Genomic DNA, 19256 nt, shown 5'->3' with positions numbered 1-19256 from the left:
CGTTGCGGCAGCGCGACATCATTAGGCACTCAGCCCCCTGTCTGGCTCCCCGAACCGGTCATGCCCATGTCAGACGGCAGCCGGTTTCGCCGACCGGCAGCGCCGCGTCGATGCCCTTTACCAGCTGATCGACGTGGAATAGATCATCAGGTCTAGGTCCCTGCGCTACCGCATGTCCCACATAGAGATCCGGCATGAGCTGATGGTTGCCGGCCCGATAGAACGGTGTGTCCGGCATCAGCCCTACGTCCGGCGGCAACTTGAAGCCTTCGAGCGCCCGTGCCAGTTTCACCGCGTCAAGCGTCTTCTCCTGATTAGCGACGAGTGCAACGCTATTGACAGCGACGTGCCCGAACCAGTGTCTGGCAGTCGGCACTCTCCCGGCCTTCTTACGGATGCCGGCCACGTATTCCGCTACGTGGGGTACGTTGGGCTGGTCCCAGTACCATTCGAATACCCACGTACCGATTCGCGCATCCGGCGGCAAGCCCTCGAGCACCTCCAGTTCCTGCTGCGCCCCGGCGATGTGGAAACGCTTGTTAAGGCCGAACTGCACCGCCTGCTTAAGCGAATTGACAGCATCCTGACCTGCGGTAAGAAACAGGATGACGTCAGGATCGGCAGCCTGCGCCTTGATCAAATATGACGAATAGTCGGTGGTGCCAAGCGGCGCCAACGCGGCTCCAGCCTCCACCCCTCCGAACTTCTTCAGGCTCGCCTCGAAGCCGAGTTGCAAGGTGTGGCCAAATGCGTAATCGGGGGTGATGAAAAACCATTTTTTTCCGTACCGGTCGAACAGGACCTTCGATACCGAGTTGGTTTCCATCCTCGTCGTATTGCAGACCCGAAAGACGTTCCAGTGACAATCTGTACCGGTCACGGCGTCGGTATGCCCACCCGTCACGATATGCAGTGTTTTCAATTCGTTTGAAACCTGCCCGATCGCAAGCGCCATGGCCGAGTTGACATTGCCAAGCAGGAAGTCCACCTTGTCACGTTCGATCAGCTTGCGCGCCTTCTGTACAGCAGCGCCAGTATCCGCGCTGGTGGAATCCTCCACGATGAGCTGAACCGGACGACCCAATATGCCCCCGCGCGCATTGATCTGATCGATCGCGTATTCGCAACCCATTTGCTCGTTCTTGCCGAGTTCGGCATAGGTACCTGTCAACGGATCGTCGAGCCCGAATTTGATTGGAACCTCTCCGCGCGCCTTGATGATGAAGGGTGCGCCGATCTGCGCAATTCCGGCTGCGGCAGCAGCCTTCAGTACGAGCCGGCGATGCCGTCGGCCCGCGGTCGATAGTCTTCCCATTTCGGTCTCCCACAGAATGGACACGTCCGAGCAATGCTCGCGCTCTCCTCCTGGGAAAGCTGGGTCCGATTTCTACGCTTCGGATTTCCAACGCATATCAAATGTTAGTGCACGATATGACATAATTCCATGAGACGTAACGAAACCTCTGAGTGCCAGCCGGTCTATCGCGGTGATTCAACGCACACCGGTGCGGTGCGCGGGTAAAGCGCTTCAGTAAATGTCCCGGGATGCGCATGAAAGAGACTCGGGAAAACCTCCACTCTGAAGAACCCTTCCTCCATTGGGGCATCTGGAACAACCCCGATGCTCGCGCCGGGTGTTGGGAGATCTGGCAGCATCGTAGGTAGTGGTCGCGCTCGCAACCGATTCGCTTGTCAAAGATTGCGCCAAAGCGAAGGCAAAATTGTGGGACCACATCGGCGTTTCGTGCGCGGCGTCCGTTACAGAGATGGCCGATTTCGAATGGGTGAGTTCCCCTCCACAATCAGGCAAGACGAGCCACGGCCCTCGCTACCGCGATCGAGATGATTAATCGAGGCTCGAAGCCCCGAAACCCAACGCGCTGAGTGCGAAACTTCCTGCGCCAAACGCATTACGTGACGGCGTGTACGCATCGTCAAACGCCAGGATTTCGCCGTGCGCTGCCAGCGATATGTCCGCCAAAGAAGACCGGGAATACGGATCGGCGCGCTCCGGATACCATGGTGTCGTTGGAGAGGATACTGCCTCAGAGGTCGAGCCTCTGCTCGAAGACCTCATCTTGGCCCATGGACCAGAGGAATCCAGCGGCACTAACTCGTCCAGCATACGATCACCTGTCATCGCGTTCACGCTGCCGCAAATGGCTGTCGCGACCAACAGCACGGCCTTGGTGAGCTTGCGAAGGAGTTTTGATGAGTCTGGCGCAGACTTCATGAATGATCGCTGTGTCACTTCAGAATTCAGACGTTTGGAACTTGCCGCCTCACGGCACAGTCGCTGCATGATAGCGGGTCGCCTCTGCCAAATAAATCTGTGTTTACTCCCTATCTGCGAGTGCAGCGCACCGATGGATCCCGCACCCGGTGCTCCCTATTGATCATCGCGATGACAATCACGAAGGCCTTGCCAACCCGGAGATGACGCCGATCAGCAGCACCGCGACGGCGAGCAGACCGGGCATGTAATTGCCTACTTCGATTGCGCCGTAATGATCACGCCGCTCATGCGTGCGTCGAAGCTGCGGGTCAATTCCTTGATGGCAAAGACCGCGTTCACAAGCGGCGCATTGAACGCCGCCGACAGACCTGCGGGGGCGCCGGCGAACGCGAGCCTGTGCTCGAGATCGACGCCGCGGATGGTCCGAAATCGCGCGGGATGGAAGTGCCGCACGTTAAGCATCAGCGATGCGCCGACGTGGATCGTCGGCACGCCGCAATATGTCACAATCTGCATCAATCAGATGCGCTTCCAGCACTGCGACGAGAGCGGTGACCAACGGGCCCACCCAGAAGATTCCATAGTGGAACCAAAGCCGCCGAACATCTTGCAGCGTTCTTCTGTCCAGGACGCGGAAGAAAGTGGCAGACGGTTTCAACGTCAGATAGGGATCAACGCAAAAAAAGCCCAGCCGTGAAGCTGGGCGGAGGGGAATCGCCTTCTGTCGCCTGAAAACGAGTGGGCTTGCTGCCGGACCATACGCCATAACATGCAATATCGGCACGCCAGGTCCCACACCACTAGCCCCTAGAATAAGCACGTTGTGACATTTATTCAAGCGATTCCTGCACCTTTTTCGTAAAGCCAGGAAGGGGGAACACGGCAGGAGTTCATTCAGATGACCTTCGCGAGATAACGGCGGCTGCTCCGATGGCGGCATCGCCTGGGAAAATACGGAGGCACACCACGCAAACGCCACATAGACTTCAAGACGTCGCTTCCCTCGACGTACTGCCCTGCTCCACGTCGTCACTTTTCTCGGAGACAGAATGAAAAAATGCACGATCCGGCTCACGTTCGTGATGCTCGCGCTGCTCGCGGGATGTCATGAAACGAAAACGCCGCAAACGGTCACATCGAGCGGCCAGGCTGCCAATGCGTCGGCGCTCAGTACCGGTCCCTCGACGATCGACGAACTGAACAATCCCAACAGTCCGCTTGCAAAGCGAAGCATCTATTTCGATTTCGACAGCTATACGGTCAGGGATGACTATCAGGCGCTACTCCAGGCACATGCGGACTATCTGCGCCGGCATCCGTCCCAGCATGTGCTGATACAGGGCAACACCGACGAGCGCGGCACCACCGAATTACAATCTCGCCCTGGGCGAGCGGCGCTCGCAGGCCGTCATGCGTGAGTTGGAAACGCTTGGCGTGCCCGGGACTCAACTGGAAGCCGTCAGCCTGGGCAAAGAAAAACCGGTTGCGCTGGGGCACGACGAGGCGTCGTGGTCGCAGAATCGCCGCGCCGACCTGGTGTACCGCTAATTGCGCAGCGCACGACGCGCGGACCAGTTCAAAGCCCGAAGTACCAGAGCCGCACGTCCTCTTCCTCCGACCAGATCTGCACGTCCAGCATCTCGTCGAATTCGACCGGCTCGCCCCGGTACATGCAGCAGAACCCGCGCTCGGTGCGATAGACGATCACCCACTCGCGCGGGTCGGGGGTTGCGTCGGGCGAACGGTCTTCCCGTGTGCTCCCGGAATCCGCAAGGTGCACCGCGGCCTTGAGCCGCTCGCGCAACGTCCGCCACTCAGTTTTCAGCTTCACGGTCGCTCACCTTGAGACCCCTGCCGTGCACGGCATACGAAGCGTCGTTGACGCGCACGGATTGCATCGACGTGGCGGTCCTTCCGCGAACCCGGGGCTGGAAAATATCGATACTGCGGGCGACGGCGTCCGCAATATGCTCCTTCGCAATCACGCCGGACACGTCGAACGCGCCATCGACAGCGGCATCGACGAGGACCACGGCCATCACCGCGCGGCGCTGCCGGAGTTCGCTGATCACTTCGAACGCCGCATCGGATCGCTTCACGACGATGAAGTTGCGATGCGCGAGTTGCCCGATCGTGACCGTCGGATTGTCATGGCTGACCGCGCGGCGCAGGCCGGTGTTGATGCGCAGCACGCCGTACAGCATGCCTGCCTTCGTGACGACGATGTGCCGGAACGGCGCGACGCCCATGCGATCGAGGAGATCGCGAAACGGGACGTCCGCGTCGAGCACCAGTATGTCGGCCTCCATGATCGCCCCCGCGTTCTGCACGAGAAACATATTGGCGTGCAACGCATCTGGAATGACATGACCGCGCCTGACGAGTTTCATCGTGTAGATCGTCTCGCGCGAGAGGAGCCGGCGGGTGCCGATGCTGAACGCAACCGCAAGTATCATCGGCAGCACGATGTCGTAATCGCGCGTCATTTCGAAGATCATCGCCACTGCCGTCATCGCGGCACCCGTGCCGCCCGCGACCACCGCCCCCATGCCGACCATCGCGAATGCAGGCACGCTGACCGGAGCGGCCGGCACCAGCAGATGGAACAGGGACGCCAGTGCGGCGCCCAACGTCGCGCCGATGAACAGCGACGGCGAGAACACGCCGCCCGACGAGCCGGAGCCGAGGCTAACCGACGTCGCGGCCATCTTGCACAGCGCAAGCAGCAGCAGGAACAGGCCACCTTGCAACTGTTCATTGAGCGTCGCCTGGATCGTGGCGTAGCCCACGCCTTCCACGTAGTAGTGGCCTGCGTAGCGCATCAGCAGATACATCATTACGCCGACGAACAGCATGCCGAGCGCGTGGCGCGCAAAACGCCCCGGAACGCGATCGAAGGCGTCCTCCGCCCAGTGCAATCCGCGAATCAGCAACGCGGCCGCCACGCCGGCCACGACCCCGAGCAGCGCGTAAAGCAGCAGCGTGAAGCCGCTCGCGAGATGGTTATCGAGCGCTCCGAGTTGAGGGGGAACCAGGAAAGCCGCTGCTCCGCCAAGGAACAGCCGTCCCACGAACGTGGCGGTGCCCGTTGCCAGTGCGACGGGCAGAAAAGTCCCCACGCTGATTTCCGGCATCATCAGCTCGGTCGCGAACAGTACGCCGCCGATCGGCGTATTGAACGTCGCGGCAATGCCGGCCCCCGCGCCGCTCGCAACGAGAATGATCCGCTGACTGGCGGGCATCCGCAGCCACTGACCCAGCGTCGAGCCCAGTGCCGAACCGATCTGGATGATCGGACCTTCCCGGCCCACCGCCGCACCGGTGCCGATCGCGATGGCCGATGCGAGCGACTTGACGACCGCCACGACCGGACGGATCACGCCGCCCCCGAAATAGATCGCGTCCATCACTTCTGGCACGCCATGCCCTTTTGCTTCCGGTGCGAAGCGGCTTACCAGCCACGTGACCACGAAGCCGCCTGCTACCGGCACGAGAATCACCCATGCGCCCCACGGCGACGGCGGGGTAAACTGGCTCGCGTCGTAGAGCGGCGAAAGGCGTCCGAGAAACGCCGCATTATGGATAGTGCCGATCAGCATCCTGAACACGACCGCGCCAAAACCGGTCACGATCCCGAGGCAGAACCCCAGCATGCTCATGCGATAGAGGTCGAGCGGCTTCACGACTTCTTGCGCGTTTTCAGGAGGTGCCGAATCTCCTTCCTTACCGTCGAGCTTCGTGGGGGCCATATCCCGCTTCTCCTCGCATGACAACACCGCGTCATCGTTCGGCGCGGGGGCCTCGATCGGTCCCATGCACGCAATACAAGGTCCACGCAGAAAGAAGCCGAGCGGTCTTGGGGGGATGATCGAACATCGCACCGCCCGCCTGAATCGGTCGGTGCGACCGGGTAGACAGGCCTCGGCAATCATGTCATGCCGTGCCATGCACTATAGTCCTATCAACGCGTGTTCACCAACCTTGACGCTCGTGGCGATACGGAACACCCACCGTTCACCGCATCCAGATCCGGCGCGGGCACGCAATCCATCTGATACGATTTTGCGCTGTCACCCCGTCACGCCGCATTGCCGGTGCGCCTTGCGATAGAGCAACAGGATTTCAGCAAGGCTGCAGAGAATCCGGTTTCAGGCGCCTGGTCCATGTTCCGAACGAGACAGGTAGCAAAGTGAAGCAAACATCACCGCACATCCGGGTCGGCATGCCCAACAAGCAGGATCTCGAAGCCATGTCGGCATTCCGTTACCAGTTACGCAGGTTCCTGCGGTATTCGGAAGAAATTACTCACGCGGAAGGAGTCACGCCTCTGCAATATCAGATGCTCCTTCACGTCAGGGGATTTCCCGACCGCTCCTGGGCCAGTATCGGCGAACTGGCTGAACGGTTGCAGGCAGCGCCCAACGGCACCGCGGCGCTCGTGTCCCGCTGCGAAGCCGCCGGGCTCGTCGAGCGTCGCCCCGACGCTTCCGACCGGCGACTCGTGCAGGTCCACCTGACGGAAAAAGGCGAGCGGTGCCTGTTGAAGCTCGCGATGCTGCATAAGCGGGAAATCGAGTCATTCGGTTGGGCGCTGGGGCAGTTTCAGGTTCAACAGACACCACTGGTTGGCGGAGCGGCCAAATCGCCAGATTGGTGATCATGCAGCGGCGCCAGGGATGAGCATTCGTCGACGGCCGGCGCGCCAGCGACGATCTCCGCGTGCCAGCCCTTTGGCCCGTGTCCGTACGACCCATTCTCAAGACATCCAAGACCGCTTGGGCTAATGGGTGATTACCCTCGCACGGACGCGCCAGAAGCTTTCAGGCCTGCCTTAATTGGGGCGATCGTACTTGTCATGCCAGGAGCGGCGCCTGTGCCGCGAAGTCCGCTGGATGACATTTTCCGATGGACGCGAGTGGTTCGACGCCCCTCAGCGGCCACCGCTCGCCGCTTCGTGCGCAGCCGCACTGGACGCGCCTTCCGATTCGGCGGCACGTTCGACAGGTGGCCGAAGTGCCTTGCTAAATGCCCTATCGTGCGCTAAAAAATATTTACTTCCTTCGCGTGTCTACTGGCCGTCCGGCCAATGCCATGGACGCCCCCACTCCAGCGAGCACGACTGTCCATGAGTCTTCTTGAGCTCAGAGGCGTTTCCAGGCATTTCGGCGCCATTCAGGCCCTGACCGACGTGACGCTCAGTCTGGAGTCAGGTCAGGTCGTGGGGCTCATGGGCGATAACGGGGCCGGGAAATCGACTTTGGTGAAGGTCGTCGCCGGCAACTTTCCACCTTCGCACGGCGAAATTCTCATCGATGGAAATCCCGTGCATTTCAACAAGCCGGTCGACGCGCGCGCGCGCGGCATCGAAGTCGTCTATCAGGATCTCGCGCTCTGCGACAACCTGACGGCAGCCGCCAACGTTTTCCTTGGCCGCGAACCGCGGGTCGGGTTCGGGCCTATCCGCGTGCTCGATCACGCGACCATGTATCGGCGTGCGGGTGAACTGTTCAAGGCACTGAAGTCCGAGACGCGCCCGCGCGACCTCGTCAGGCAAATGTCGGGGGGACAGCGGCAGGCGGTGGCCATCGCCCGCACACGCCTCTCGGAAGCAAGGCTCGTCCTCATGGACGAGCCGACCGCCTCGATCAGTGTGCGCCAGGTCGTCGAGGTGCTGGATCTCATCAGACGCCTGTCCGAACACGGTATCGCCGTCATCCTCATCAGCCACCGCATGCCTGACGTATTCGCCGTTGCCCATCGGGTGGTTGTCATGCGGCGCGGGCGCAAGGTCGCCGACAAGAAGACCGAAGAGTCCTCCCCGGAAGAAGTGACCGGACTGATCACCGGCGCCATCGCCGCTGCCTGAAACTGCCTCGCATCGGAGCCACCATTGAACGACGCGCCGCGAAGGCCCCCTACAACCCCGCCATTGCTCGATGATCCACAGTCCGCGAGGACGCATACTCGCTGGTCGGGATTGCTCGCAAGCCAGGTGTTCTGGGTCGTGCTGGCAACGATCGTCGCCTGTATCGCCCTGTCTTTCGCGACCTCGACCTTCGCGACCTCCGAGAATCTTTTCAACGTTACGCGAAACTTCGCCTTCGTCGCCATCGTGGCGCTGGGAATGATGGCGGTGATCGTCACGGGCGGCATCGACATTTCGGTTGGCTCGACGATCGGCATCAGCGGTATCGTGCTCTCGGTCGTCATGAACGCGGGCTACCCGATCTGGGCCGGTATCGGCATGGGACTACTGACCGCCGGGCTGGTCGGCCTCGTCAACGGCTTGCTCATCGCGTATCTCGGCATGCAGCCTTTCGTCGTGACGCTCGCCATGCTGAGCGTCGGCCGCAGCCTCGCACTCGTGATCTCCCGCAGCCGGACCATTTTCGATTTCGGCCCCGACGGGAGCAAGCTCCTCGCGCTCGGCGGCGGCGCGACGCTCGGCGTCGCCAATCCGGTGTGGTTCCTGATCCTGCTTGGGCTGTTGTTCTGGTTCGCGTTCGGCTGGACGCGCTGGGGCCGCTATGTGTTCGCGATCGGCGGCAACCGTCATGCGGCGACTCTCACCGGCGTACCGGTGCGCCGCATCGTTTGTTCCGTCTACATGCTCTGCGGCCTCATGGCGGGCGTCGCGGCGATTCTCGAAGTCGGCTGGCTAGGCGCGGTGACGACAGGCCTCGGCACGGGCGACGAACTGCGCGTGATCGCTGCTACCGTGGTCGGCGGGACCAATCTGATCGGCGGGGTTGGCAGCGCCTTCGGCACGATCGTCGGCGCGGCGCTCATCGAGGTCATCCGCAACAGCCTGATCCTGCTCGGCGTCGACGCGTTCTGGCAGGGCACGGTCGTCGGCAGCTTCATCGTCGTCGCGGTGCTTTTTAACAGGCTCGGTGGCGAGCGGCAAGGAGATTGAAATGTCGTTGGACGCGCCGGCCGCTTCCCGGCCGGTGCCGCGGGAAGCGGGTGCGGCCGGATTAGGCGCGGAACTGCCGCACGCATGGGTTCACAAGACCGCGAGGATCCGCTCCAAGGCCGAGTTCCGATTTCGGGCCTGTCGTTCGATCGTTAAAGACTGTGTAGGCCCACATGGGCACCGTAGAGCCGGCGCCGAACAGGAGGAAGCAATGAAGAAACTGTGGATGTGTCTTGCCGCGGCTGGAGGACTCGCGATGCTGGCGTCCTCTGGCTTCGCGGCCGATAAGACCCTTGCGCTGGTGGTGAAGGGTCTCGACAACCCGTACTTCGACCTCATGCATCAAGGATGCGAACGGGCGAACAAGGAACTCAACAAGCAAGGCTACAACTGCTACTACACCGGTCCCGCGACCGCCGCGGACGAGAGCGCGCAAGTGCAGATCATCGACGACCTGCTGACCAAGGGCGTCGCGAGCATGGCGATCTCGCCAGCGAACGCGCCGGCTGTGGCGGAGGTGCTGCGCCGCCGCGGCGGATCGGTCCCGGTCATCACCGCGGATGCCGATCTGCTGCCGAAGGATGCGTCACTGCGCAAGAGCTATGTCGGCACCGACAACTACGAACTGGGCGCCAAGCTTGGCGAGCAGTTGAAGATGCTGATGCCGAAAGGCGGCAATGTCTGCCTGGTGATGGGCAATCCGGCAGCGGAGAACATCAACCAGCGGGCCCAGGGCGCGCGCGATGTGCTCTCCGGGAAGAAAGGGATCACCAAGCTCGCTGGCGAGAACGGCTGGCATGAGATCAGTGGCTGTCCGCTCTACGTGAACGACGACGCCGCCAAGGCGAACCAGATGATGCAGGACACGCTGACCGCCCACCCTACCGGTCTCGACGCCTTTCTGCTAGCGGGCGGCTGGCCTCTCTTTGCGCCGCAGGCCTTTTCGCAGGTTGTCGCGCCGATAATGGACAAGATCAAGAACGGCAAGTTCGTGATCGTCTCGGCGGATACGCTCGGGCCCGAACTGCAAGCGCTCAAGGAACACAAGGTGAATGTGCTCGTCGGCCAGCGGCCCGAGGAAATGGGCTACCGCGCCGCGATGGTCATGCGTGACCTCGCGGAAGGGAAGTCGGTACCTCCGGTCATTCACACCGGACTCGACGTCTGCACATGGAAGAACGCCGACACTTGCCTGAAGCATTGAAGGCCGGCGGCCCACATCATCACGATAACGCGGGAGCCGGATCGACACCGAGCCGACTCTGCGCTGCCTCAATGCATCGACGACACAATTTGCCTGCTCTTCCTGAAAGAGGCCGGGCGCGGCATTGAACACCAATAGCGCGCCAACAATGCACGCTTCGACACGTTCGCCGTTGATCAGTTGAAGGGCGATCGCCGCCTCGAGCATCGAGAGTACGGGCGCCCAAAACCGTGCCGCGATACGCGTCGGCCCTCCGACGCGATGCTCGTTGTGCTCGTTCCTGCCGCGCTCGCTCAGCAGACGCGCGGCTTGCGCGCTGCTCAGCCCCAAATGCGACGTGCTGCCGGATGTCGTTGTCATGGGCCCTCTGTCATGCATTTGCGCGCCCAAAACGACGTTCGCGCGCCCGATATGATGCGAGTGCGGCATCAAGCGCGGCGTCGTCAAAATCTGGCCAGAATATGTCGGTGAAGTAGAGTTCAGTGTACGCGAGCTGCCATAGCAGGAAGTTGCTGATGCGCTGCTCACCTCCGGTCCGGATCAGCAGATCGGGTTCCGGCGCGTACGCCATCGCCAGATATTGCGCGAAGCTGGCTTCGTCGACCGGCACAGCGTGACCATCGACGGCACTCCGTGCGGGTAACTCGCTTATAGCGTGAAGGATATCCCAACGACCGCCGTAATTCGCCGCAATGGTCAGCGTCATACGCGTATTGTGGGCGGTTCTGATTTCCCCTCGCTTCACGAGCGCCCGAAGGTGCGCATCGAACGCCGATAGATCACCAACGACGCGCAAGCGGATGCCATTCTTGTGCAACCGTGCCGTTTCACGCTGTAGCGTCGCCCCGAACAGACGCATCAGGAACGACACTTCGTCCTCCGGCCGGCGCCAGTTCTCCGAACTGAATGCAAACAGCGTCAGGAATTCGACGCCGCGCCGCGCGCAGCCCTCGACGATCGCGCGGACCGCTTCGACACCCTTGAGGTGACCGGCCACTCGGGGCAGCCTGCGCTGCGCCGCCCAGCGGCCATTGCCGTCCATAATGATTGCAATGTGCCGCGGCACATCGGTCACGGCCGGTACGCTAACGGTCGAACTTTTATGGATCATGGGAACCGCCGCGAGTCAGGCGGAACACGAAAGTCCCCGAAGGTCATGAAGGTGCCCCTGGACTCTTTTCCTGGTGATCAACTCGACCGCCACCAAATCACGTGGACAATCGGCTGGGCCACCGGACGAAATGGACAATCGTATGGTATGCAGACGAAACTGAAAGGATGCTTAAGACGGAGATACTCTCCAGGCTTTGTTCACGTATTGGCAGGTTTAAGGGGGCCCGGCGATGATTTCGTTCATGAAAGCAGCCGCCCAACAGAACGATACCGCCGTCGACAACCCGCTCTCCTATGTTGGCTATCGATTTCCACCCGACGTGATCAGCTACGCGGTGTAGTGGTATACCGTTTCCCGCTAAGAGTCGTCGATACAACCTGGACAGCGCGGCTGGGCCCAGACGCCATATCCTGGCAGGATGACAAGACGAAAAATAAGCAACGAGATCTGGGCGGCGCTGGAGCCGCCAGGCGATGCGACAGCTGCGTGAGCCACTCACGCCTTTCCCTGTGATAAGTATCGCGGTTGTAGACGCCGATGATTCCGGGCTGTACGTGGCCGAGGACTGCCTCGGCAATATCGTTGGGACATCCCAGCGTTGCAAGAAGCGTCCGAGTTGCGCGTCGAAGGTCGTGGGCGGACCAATGCGTGACGGGCAAGCGCGGGGGGTGTCCGGAATTTTGTGTAAACGGGTTGAGGCTTAACCCGGCACCAGCCGCTCTTCGAACTGGATCGTGAAGCGGTTCAGTGCGGCCTTCCAGTCGCGGATCGGCATCGTCCACTTCTTGCTGATGTTGTTCAGGAAGACGACCAGCATCAAGCGCGTAATGCCAGGCGCTACCCAGTTCCATGCGAAGGCGCGAGGCGAGCACCGGCGTCGACCGGTACGACTCGAGGAAATCGAAAGCCTGGGCGCGTGTGACGGCTGTGACGCGCATATCCCCTATAGGCCCCAGCTTCGCCTTGAATATACGCGCGACCTCGACCGCTCCCTTTGTCTTCCGATTTACTTCTACATACCCTTCCAGATAGTCGCGGCACCGCTGTCTGACGGTGTAATCGCCTGGGTGCGCAGCCGCTGATTCCCGTTCTCCGCAGTGTCGAAGGTTCGGCTCCGGAATCGCGTTCGACGCGCTTCGTTTGCCACGCAGCGATCGCTGCGGCAAATGAGGTCGACGGCCACTCACGAGCTTCACCTGTCGCATGCGACCGTCGATCGGCGACTTATAGCGATACGTCCGTGACTTGCGGCTCGTTGAAGCCTGGTAGGCGTAGGCCTGGAAATCCCTCAAACGTCATGTGCTTGCCGCTCGGCAGCTTGGCCACGGCACGTGCATCAAAGCGCATTCTTCCCTCGGCGCAGGTTTTCTGCATAACGGCACAAAAACCTATGCCAGCATCACAAGTTTGGGTAAGCGGAGACACGCGTCGACACACGAACCGACGGGCCTGAAGCGTTAATATTTTTCTTAAAATTCAGTTACTTGCCGTATATCCTGGGAAGGCTTTGGGCTTACCGAGACAAGCCTGAAAACATGGCTACTCATTCTCGTCGAAGTAATGCCCGAACTTCAGCTGCTTCGTGCGGATATACCGCTCGTTTTCCTCGCGCATCGGAATCGCGAGCGCGACACGCTCGCACACCGGAATGCCGTGCTTCGACAGCGTGTCGAACTTTTCGGGATTGTTACTCATCAGCCGCACCGACGTGACCTTCAGCGTGCGCAGGATGCCCGCGGCAGAATCGTATTCGCGTGAATCGTCGGGCAGGCCGAGATCGAGGTTGGCTTCGACGGTATCGCGCCCTTGCTCCTGCAGCGCATACGCGCGGATCTTGTTCGACAGACCGATGCCGCGTCCTTCGTGGCCGCGCAGATACAGCAGTACGCCGCAACCCTCTGCCGCGATATAGCGCAGCGCGAGATCGAGCTGCTCGCCGCAGTCGCAGCGATAGGAGCCGAGCACGTCGCCCGTCAGACATTCCGAATGCAGGCGCGTCAGCACCGACGACTGGTTGGCGACATCGCCCATCACGAGCGCGAGATGTTCGGCGCCGCTGTCGACCACGCGAAACACATAGGAAGTGAACGTGCCGTAGCGCGTGGGCAGCGTGGCGGTGGCGTCGAGCACGACGCATTCGCCGGTGACGGCGCCGTCCGCTGCGGGCGATGGATCCTGAGACGTGAGCATGGCGTTGAACAATGGTGCTGGCATGAACCCGGTCGAGCCGGGGATAAGGTGTGGATTGCGAGTTTACCGCTAATCCGCATGCAGCACGTGGATGCCCCTTCGCTTGCACGGGACGCTGCCCCGCGACAAGCCGCACCCGGCACACGCGCATCACGCGAAACACGAGCCCGAGACCCGAAACAAGCCCGTGCGGACCGCGTCAATCCAGCGCGCATCGTCCGGCGCGCCCGAGGTATTCCCGGTGTACCGCGGGCGCACGTCGCGCCTATACTGGTATCGCCTGTCCCTCACGACAGTGCGCCACTTCGGCGTGCTGCATTGCGAAACGGAGCCGCTCCATGACAAGCGTTGCACAGCTTCTTAAAACGAAACCGAACCCCTCCGACGTCTACACGATCGGCGCCGACGATTCCGTCTACGAGGCGATCCGGTTGATGGCCGAGAAAAGCATCGGCGCGCTGGTGGTGACGGACGGCGACAGCATCGCCGGCATCATCACGGAGCGCGACTACGCGCGCAAGATCGTGCTGATGGACCGGTCGTCGAAGGCGACGCCGGTGCGCGACATCATGAGCAAGGCGGTGCGCTTCGTTCGTCCGGACCAGACGACCGAAGACTGCATGGCGCTGATGACCGAGCGGCGCATGCGTCACCTGCCTGTCATCGACAACGAGAGGCTGGTCGGCATGGTGTCGATTGGCGACCTCGTGAAGGACATCATCGCGGAACAGCAGTTCACGATTCAGCAACTCGAGTTCTATATTCACGGCGAACGGCTCTGACAGGCAGCACGGTTTTCGCTGAGCGACACCGCATCGATCATCCGCGCGGGACCAGGCGCAAAAAAAGCCCAAACCTCTAAGAGCTTGGGCCAAGCTACCTTGCGGCAGCGGAGGTTCCTTCGGAAAGAGGAACGCTACGCGCGCGGATCACACGCTCTCGGGCGCATGAGTGCGGCGCGCTCGTTTGAAACAGTACCGGGTATGAAACGCTGTGTGCGCCGTCAAACGACGCGCACACAGATTCTGCTGCCTGCTTAGTTACCGAAATTAGTTACCGAAATAGACGCTCTTCGGGCCGCTCATCGGCTGCTTCATGCCGCCCGCCTGGGTCGATCCGCTCATCGGCGCGCCGTAACCGCTGGTATCAGCGCTCGGCTGGGTTTGCGCGACGGTCGGATTTTGCGCCTGCACGCGCTGCTCGGCGGCCTGGATGTCGGCCGGATATTTCGGGTCGCTCGAGGTCGCCGGGTTGTAGCCCGCGTGCTCCAGCTGGATCAGTTCGCTGCGGACTTCCGCGCGGGTGACCGGCTGCTGGCTCGACTGCGCGAACGATACGACTGGCGCGGCGACAAGGGCCGCAATGGCAACTGCCTTGATCAGCGATTTCATGGTGACTTCCCTCCAATGTGGTTTTATCTGCATCGCCGACACCTCGGTGTCCAGCGAATGACTTGAGTCTAGTCACCGCACTGCCAAGGGAAAACCCTTAATTTCGAGATAGAAAATTGCTCAGTTCGCAACGATCTCGGAAAATATCGTGGAACCGCCTCCGTTAGCATGATCTTTGGGGTAACAATTGCCCGGATCGTCACCTTTGCGTCTGATGTTTCCGAAATACGTCTGATCGAAGAAAAAATTCGCCCGCACGCACGCCGAAACGTCTGAATCGATGTACGCGCGTAGCTGCGACGTCATGCGCCCGAATGCGGAATCGTCAGTAGCTTGCGCGGGCCGCTGACGAACGCGCTGCCCGGCTCGAAAAATCGCAACGGACGGTGCATCTCGCGCGACAGGCCGATGCGCGTCGTCACGCCGATCGGCGCGTCGCCAGTCTCGATCACGCCGATCCATAGCCCCCGCCCCGTACACAAATCGCGGCCGTCGAGCGCCTGGCCGATGCCGAACGCCACCGTCAGCCGGCCGGGTCCGCGCGCGAGATCGCGCAGCGGCACGCCGGGACGGCGCGCTTCCATCAGCGCGAGTCCTTCGAGCGGTTCGATCGCGCGCAGCAGGATGCCGGCGCCGACCTCCTCCGCTTCGGACGACATGTTGAGCATGTAAGACACGCCGTAGGTCAGCCGCACATAAGCATGACCGCGCGCGAGGAACATCGACCCGTTGTACGGACGACGTCCGATGAACGCATGGCTCGTCGAGTCGCCGAGCGGATACGCCTCGGTCTCGACGATGCGTCCGCTCAGGCGTCCTTCGGGCAGATCGTGCACGAGATATTTGCCGACCATGAAGCGCGCGAGTTCCACGGTATCGATCGGCAGATCCTCGCGGCGCAACGGTCGGATCGGAAGAGCTTCGTTTCGCATGCGCTGGGTGTCCTTGAGTCGGTGCTGAAATCGGTGCTGAAACCTACGGCCTCGCGACAAGCGCGCAGTCGCCCCACTCCCACGTCATCGACCGGTTACGCTCGACAAATTCGTTGTACCGAAGCCTCATTTTCTGCGCCATGGAAGTCAACATGGCACCAATTGTTGTATTGTGTTCATCCGGCCGGTCACACGGCCGTTTGCATGTTTCGGCGCGCGCTTCGCGGCTCGCTGAAACTGCGTGTCGGCTGAAAGCGTTCGCAGACTGCTGTACCTGTTCCATTGGCATTGAATCCCGCCGTACCCGCTGGTGTAAAAAAATCGACCCCATCCGGGGATCGACGTTCTACGACAACAGGAGATGGTTGAATGAAAGCATTCTCAGCAATCAAGATGATCGGCGGCGCACTGGTCGTTCTCGCTTCCCTCAACGCGTACGCGCAAAGCAGCGAGGCGGCCGCGACCGCAGCGCCGGCGGCAATGGCACCGACCGCCAAGCAGACTCGCGCGGCTAATCGCGCGCTGCAGAAGAAGGTCCGCGCGACGCTCGCACGTACGAAGGGCCTGACCGTCGGCAACATCACCGTGCGCGCACGCGAAGGCGCCGTCACGCTGGAAGGCTCGGTGCCGGAACAGGCTCAGATCGAACTCGCGACGAACGCCGCTCAAGGCGTGGCAGGCGTGACGTCGGTGAAGAGCGCGCTGTCGATCCGCGCCATGGGCCAGTAATCCGGTCGAACGGCCGAAGAAGTTGCGGTAACAGCAGCAAGCTGGCGTCGACGGCGGAAAGCTCCGCCGCGACGCCAATTCCCCTCCGATGCAGCGCTCGACACCATTGCCTCACGGTGCGGCCATCGCACCATCCGACGCGGCGATTCCCCGCGCCCCCGAAACCGCGATATTTTCAATGCGCTACGCGCGTCGCGATGACGACCCGACCGCGTGGCGACGGCTTCTCGTAACGAGTTATCCCCGATAATTTAATAGCTTAACGTCACTTGTTAAGATATTACTTCAGGTTCACATACGCACCGAAAGGAAGGCCGCATGACTTCGTCCGCGACCGTCTTGCCTCGTTGGACTCTCGTCGCGCCGATCGTTAGCTGGATCGTGCTCGCCGCCGCCCTACGCGATGCCGGGCAATACGCTGCTGCTCGCACTGGCCGGCATGTCGCTTTGCGCGGCCGTGTTTGCCGCCGTGCATCATGCCGAAGTGGTCGCGCATCGCGTCGGCGAGCCGTTTGGCACGCTGGTGCTCGCGGTCGCCGTCACGGTGATCGAGGTGGCGCTGATCGTCTCGGTGATGTTGACGTCCGGTCCCGAGAAAGCCGGCCTCGCGCGCGATACGGTATTCGCGGCCGTGATGATCGTCTGCAACGGGCTCGTCGGGCTGTGTCTGCTGGTGGGCGGCATCCGTCATCTGGAACAGGACTTCCAGAGCCGCGGCGCGGCGGCCGCGCTGGCGGTGCTCGCATCGCTGTCGGTACTGACGCTCGTGATGCCGAATTTCACGACCACCAGCCCCGGGCCTGTCCTGTCGCCGTCGCAGCTCGCGTTTGCCGGCGTGTCGTCGCTGGTGCTGTACTGCGTGTTCGTGTTCGTGCAGACGGTGCGCCATCGCGACTACTTCCTCGCCGGCGTGCCCGACGAAGACGTCCATGCCGAGCCGCCCGGCGCGCGCCTCGCAGCCATCAGCGGCGCGCTGCTGCTCGTGAGCCTCGTCGCGGTCGTGCTGCTCGCGAAAGTGCTGTCGCCGGTGGTCGAGTCAGCGGTGCTGAGCGTGGGCGCGCCGCCAGCGGTGGTCGGTATCGTGATTGCGTCGCTGGTGCTGTTGCCGGAAGGACTCGCGGCGCTGCGCGCGGCGCGCGCCGACCGTCTGCAGACCAGCCTGAACCTCGCGCTCGGCTCGTCACTGGCGAGTATCGGCCTGACCATTCCCACCGTCGCCGGCGTGTTCCTGTACATCGGTCAGCCCATCGTGCTCGGCATCGATGGCAAGGACATGGTGCTGCTCGCGCTCACGCTGGTGGTCGCGACGCTGACGCTCAGCACCGGGCGCACGACGATTCTGCAAGGCGCCGTGCATCTGTCGCTGTTCGCGGCTTATCTGTTTCTGTCGTTCGCGCCGTGACGCGATGCCTTATCCGGCACGGGCGGACGGCAACCTCACTCTTCCCAATGCTCGGCGATCCAGTCGCGGAACAGATTCAGCTTCTGCTGTTGCGCGACTGAGTCCGGATACACGAAGTAATAGCGCCAGCCGGTCTTCAGCACGGTATCGAACGGCCGCACGAGGCGCCGGGCGGCGACGTCCTCGTCGATTAGCGCGAGGTCGCTGATCGCGACACCGAAACCCTGCGCGGCGGCGTTGGTCGCCATGTCGAGCGTATCGAAGCTCGGGCCGAGCTCCGCGTCGATCGTCGCGGCGCCCGCCGAATCGGCTTCCGCGACTTTCGCGAGCCACATCTTCCAGTCGCGGTGATCGCGCGTCGGATGCAGCAGCGTGTGGCGCCCGAGATCGGCGACCTGCGCGAGCGGCTTGTCCTTCAGCAGCTCGGGCGTGCAGACCGGCGTCAGACGCTCCTCGAACAGCGACACCGCCTGCACGTCCGCACCGGGCGACGAACCATAGATGATCGCCGCGTCGAACGGCTCGCTCTGGAAATCGACGTCGTGCTGCCAGGTGGTCGTGATCTGCACGTGCAGATCGGGATAGTCGGACTGGAAGCGCATGATCTTCGGCAGCATCCAGCGCATCACGCAGGTCGGCACCTTGAGCGCGAGATCGGTGCGCTGCCTCGTCAAGCGCAGCGACATTTCCTCGATCCGCGCGAAGCTCTCCTTGACCGCCGGCAGCAGCATTTCGCCCTCGGCGGTCAGCGTCAGCCCCTTTGCGTGACGCTTGAACAGCGGAAACTTGTAGTACTCCTCGAGCGCGATGATCTGCCGGCTGACCGCGCCTTGCGTCAGGCACAGATGGTCGGCGGCACGCGTGAAGCTGCGATGGCGCGCGACGGTTTCGAAAATCTGCAGCGCGTTGAGCGGCGGTAGGCGTCGCATCGGATGTCCAGGATCAGAAAAAATCATTGCGTGGCTGCGGCAGCGCCCCTCGCCGCCCTGCCCGTCAAGCCCACAGCATACGCGATCGGCTATGCGCGCACGAGTGGGCGCGGGGCAAACCCGCATGCGTTCGACTCATGGCATGCGTGAAAAACGCCCGTACCGAGGAATGTCGCACCGGCGCGGTGCAAAAAAGCCTTCAGCAATCGCACC

General features: G+C 61.9%; 16 protein-coding genes and 3 pseudogenes. 8 read left to right on the top strand and 11 right to left on the bottom strand.

What is annotated here, in order from left to right:
* Positions 1 to 58 precede the first annotated feature (58 nt).
* The 3 genes from OKW40_RS36960 to OKW40_RS36950 all read right to left on the bottom strand — a co-directional run bounded on the left by OKW40_RS36960 (position 59) and on the right by OKW40_RS36950 (position 2752).
* Positions 59 to 1315, bottom strand: a complete 1257-nt coding sequence (locus tag OKW40_RS36960) for an ABC transporter substrate-binding protein (protein ID WP_184069005.1) — start codon at positions 1313 to 1315, stop codon at positions 59 to 61.
* Between the two features lie 531 nt (positions 1316 to 1846).
* Positions 1847 to 2233, bottom strand: coding sequence for a hypothetical protein (locus tag OKW40_RS36955; RefSeq protein ID WP_184069008.1), 387 nt, complete (start codon positions 2231 to 2233; stop codon positions 1847 to 1849).
* A 255-nt stretch (positions 2234 to 2488) separates the two neighbouring features.
* Complete coding sequence (locus OKW40_RS36950; protein WP_429493823.1) at positions 2489 to 2752, bottom strand: chloride channel protein; 264 nt, start codon at positions 2750 to 2752, stop codon at positions 2489 to 2491.
* Between the two features lie 533 nt (positions 2753 to 3285).
* Between OKW40_RS36950 and pal the strand changes: the two are divergent.
* Positions 3286 to 3784 (top strand): annotated as a pseudogene (gene pal, locus OKW40_RS36945) (peptidoglycan-associated lipoprotein Pal).
* Positions 3785 to 3812: 28 nt separating this feature from the next.
* Here pal and OKW40_RS36940 read toward each other — a convergent pair.
* Positions 3813 to 4067, bottom strand: a complete 255-nt coding sequence (locus OKW40_RS36940) for a hypothetical protein (RefSeq protein WP_184067236.1) — start codon at positions 4065 to 4067, stop codon at positions 3813 to 3815.
* Positions 4051 to 5985 (bottom strand): chloride channel protein, encoded by a 1935-nt coding sequence (locus OKW40_RS36935; protein WP_429493822.1) that lies wholly within the window; start codon positions 5983 to 5985, stop codon positions 4051 to 4053. Before OKW40_RS36935 ends, OKW40_RS36940 begins: the two co-directional genes overlap by 17 nt.
* A gap of 473 nt (positions 5986 to 6458) precedes the next feature.
* Between OKW40_RS36935 and OKW40_RS36930 the strand changes: the two genes are divergently transcribed.
* The 4 genes from OKW40_RS36930 to OKW40_RS36915 all read left to right on the top strand — a co-directional run bounded on the left by OKW40_RS36930 (position 6459) and on the right by OKW40_RS36915 (position 10356).
* A complete protein-coding gene (locus tag OKW40_RS36930; protein WP_184034244.1) occupies positions 6459 to 6893 on the top strand; it encodes a MarR family winged helix-turn-helix transcriptional regulator in 435 nt (144 codons plus the stop codon).
* A 468-nt stretch (positions 6894 to 7361) separates the two neighbouring features.
* The gene (locus tag OKW40_RS36925) at positions 7362 to 8102 is read left to right on the top strand and encodes an ATP-binding cassette domain-containing protein (RefSeq protein WP_184067230.1); all 741 of its coding nucleotides are present in this window, start codon (positions 7362 to 7364) and stop codon (positions 8100 to 8102) included.
* A 111-nt stretch (positions 8103 to 8213) separates the two neighbouring features.
* Complete coding sequence (locus OKW40_RS36920; protein ID WP_090805964.1) at positions 8214 to 9152, top strand: ABC transporter permease; 939 nt, start codon at positions 8214 to 8216, stop codon at positions 9150 to 9152.
* Positions 9130 to 10356, top strand: a complete 1227-nt coding sequence (locus tag OKW40_RS36915) for a sugar-binding protein (protein ID WP_429493821.1) — start codon at positions 9130 to 9132, stop codon at positions 10354 to 10356. The genes OKW40_RS36920 and OKW40_RS36915 overlap by 23 nt, the downstream gene beginning before the upstream one ends.
* Positions 10357 to 10551: 195 nt before the next feature.
* On the opposite strand, the pseudogene OKW40_RS36910 reads toward OKW40_RS36915, so the two are convergent.
* The 3 genes and pseudogenes from OKW40_RS36910 to ribA all read right to left on the bottom strand — a co-directional run.
* Positions 10552 to 10716 (bottom strand): annotated as a pseudogene (locus OKW40_RS36910) (cation-transporting P-type ATPase); the annotation flags it as partial.
* Between the two features lie 10 nt (positions 10717 to 10726).
* Entirely contained in the window at positions 10727 to 11467 is a 741-nt protein-coding gene (gene uppS / locus OKW40_RS36905; protein WP_429493820.1) for a polyprenyl diphosphate synthase, read from the bottom strand.
* A gap of 1542 nt (positions 11468 to 13009) precedes the next feature.
* The gene (gene ribA / locus OKW40_RS36900; protein WP_090805969.1) at positions 13010 to 13660 is read right to left on the bottom strand and encodes a GTP cyclohydrolase II; all 651 of its coding nucleotides are present in this window, start codon (positions 13658 to 13660) and stop codon (positions 13010 to 13012) included.
* Between the two features lie 338 nt (positions 13661 to 13998).
* On the opposite strand from ribA, the gene OKW40_RS36895 reads away from it, so the two are divergent.
* Positions 13999 to 14442 (top strand): CBS domain-containing protein, encoded by a 444-nt coding sequence (locus OKW40_RS36895; RefSeq protein WP_018420894.1) that lies wholly within the window; start codon positions 13999 to 14001, stop codon positions 14440 to 14442.
* Positions 14443 to 14709: 267 nt separating this feature from the next.
* On the opposite strand, the gene OKW40_RS36890 is transcribed toward OKW40_RS36895, so the two are convergent.
* Both OKW40_RS36890 and OKW40_RS36885 read right to left on the bottom strand, forming a co-directional pair.
* A complete protein-coding gene (locus OKW40_RS36890; protein WP_184067221.1) occupies positions 14710 to 15051 on the bottom strand; it encodes a DUF4148 domain-containing protein in 342 nt (113 codons plus the stop codon).
* A 302-nt stretch (positions 15052 to 15353) separates the two neighbouring features.
* Positions 15354 to 15983: a DNA-3-methyladenine glycosylase gene (locus OKW40_RS36885; RefSeq protein WP_184067218.1), complete on the bottom strand. Its 630-nt coding sequence runs from the start codon at positions 15981 to 15983 to the stop codon at positions 15354 to 15356.
* Between the two features lie 369 nt (positions 15984 to 16352).
* Here OKW40_RS36885 and OKW40_RS36880 point away from each other — a divergent pair, with 369 nt between their 5' ends.
* Together OKW40_RS36880 and OKW40_RS36875 are read left to right on the top strand one after the other, a co-directional pair.
* Entirely contained in the window at positions 16353 to 16712 is a 360-nt protein-coding gene (locus OKW40_RS36880; RefSeq protein ID WP_184067215.1) for a BON domain-containing protein, read from the top strand.
* A 318-nt stretch (positions 16713 to 17030) separates the two neighbouring features.
* Positions 17031 to 18114, top strand: a pseudogene (locus OKW40_RS36875) (calcium:proton antiporter).
* A gap of 35 nt (positions 18115 to 18149) precedes the next feature.
* Here the strand turns inward: OKW40_RS36875 and OKW40_RS36870 are convergent.
* A complete protein-coding gene (locus tag OKW40_RS36870) occupies positions 18150 to 19043 on the bottom strand; it encodes a LysR substrate-binding domain-containing protein (RefSeq protein ID WP_090805978.1) in 894 nt (297 codons plus the stop codon).
* Between the last annotated feature and the right edge of the window lie 213 nt (positions 19044 to 19256).

This window comes from Paraburkholderia sp. RAU6.4a (assembly GCF_050435625.1).
Lineage (GTDB): Bacteria > Pseudomonadota > Gammaproteobacteria > Burkholderiales > Burkholderiaceae > Paraburkholderia > Paraburkholderia tuberum.
Note: the sequence above shows the minus strand (reverse complement) of the source record. Positions and strands in the feature narration are given on the sequence as shown.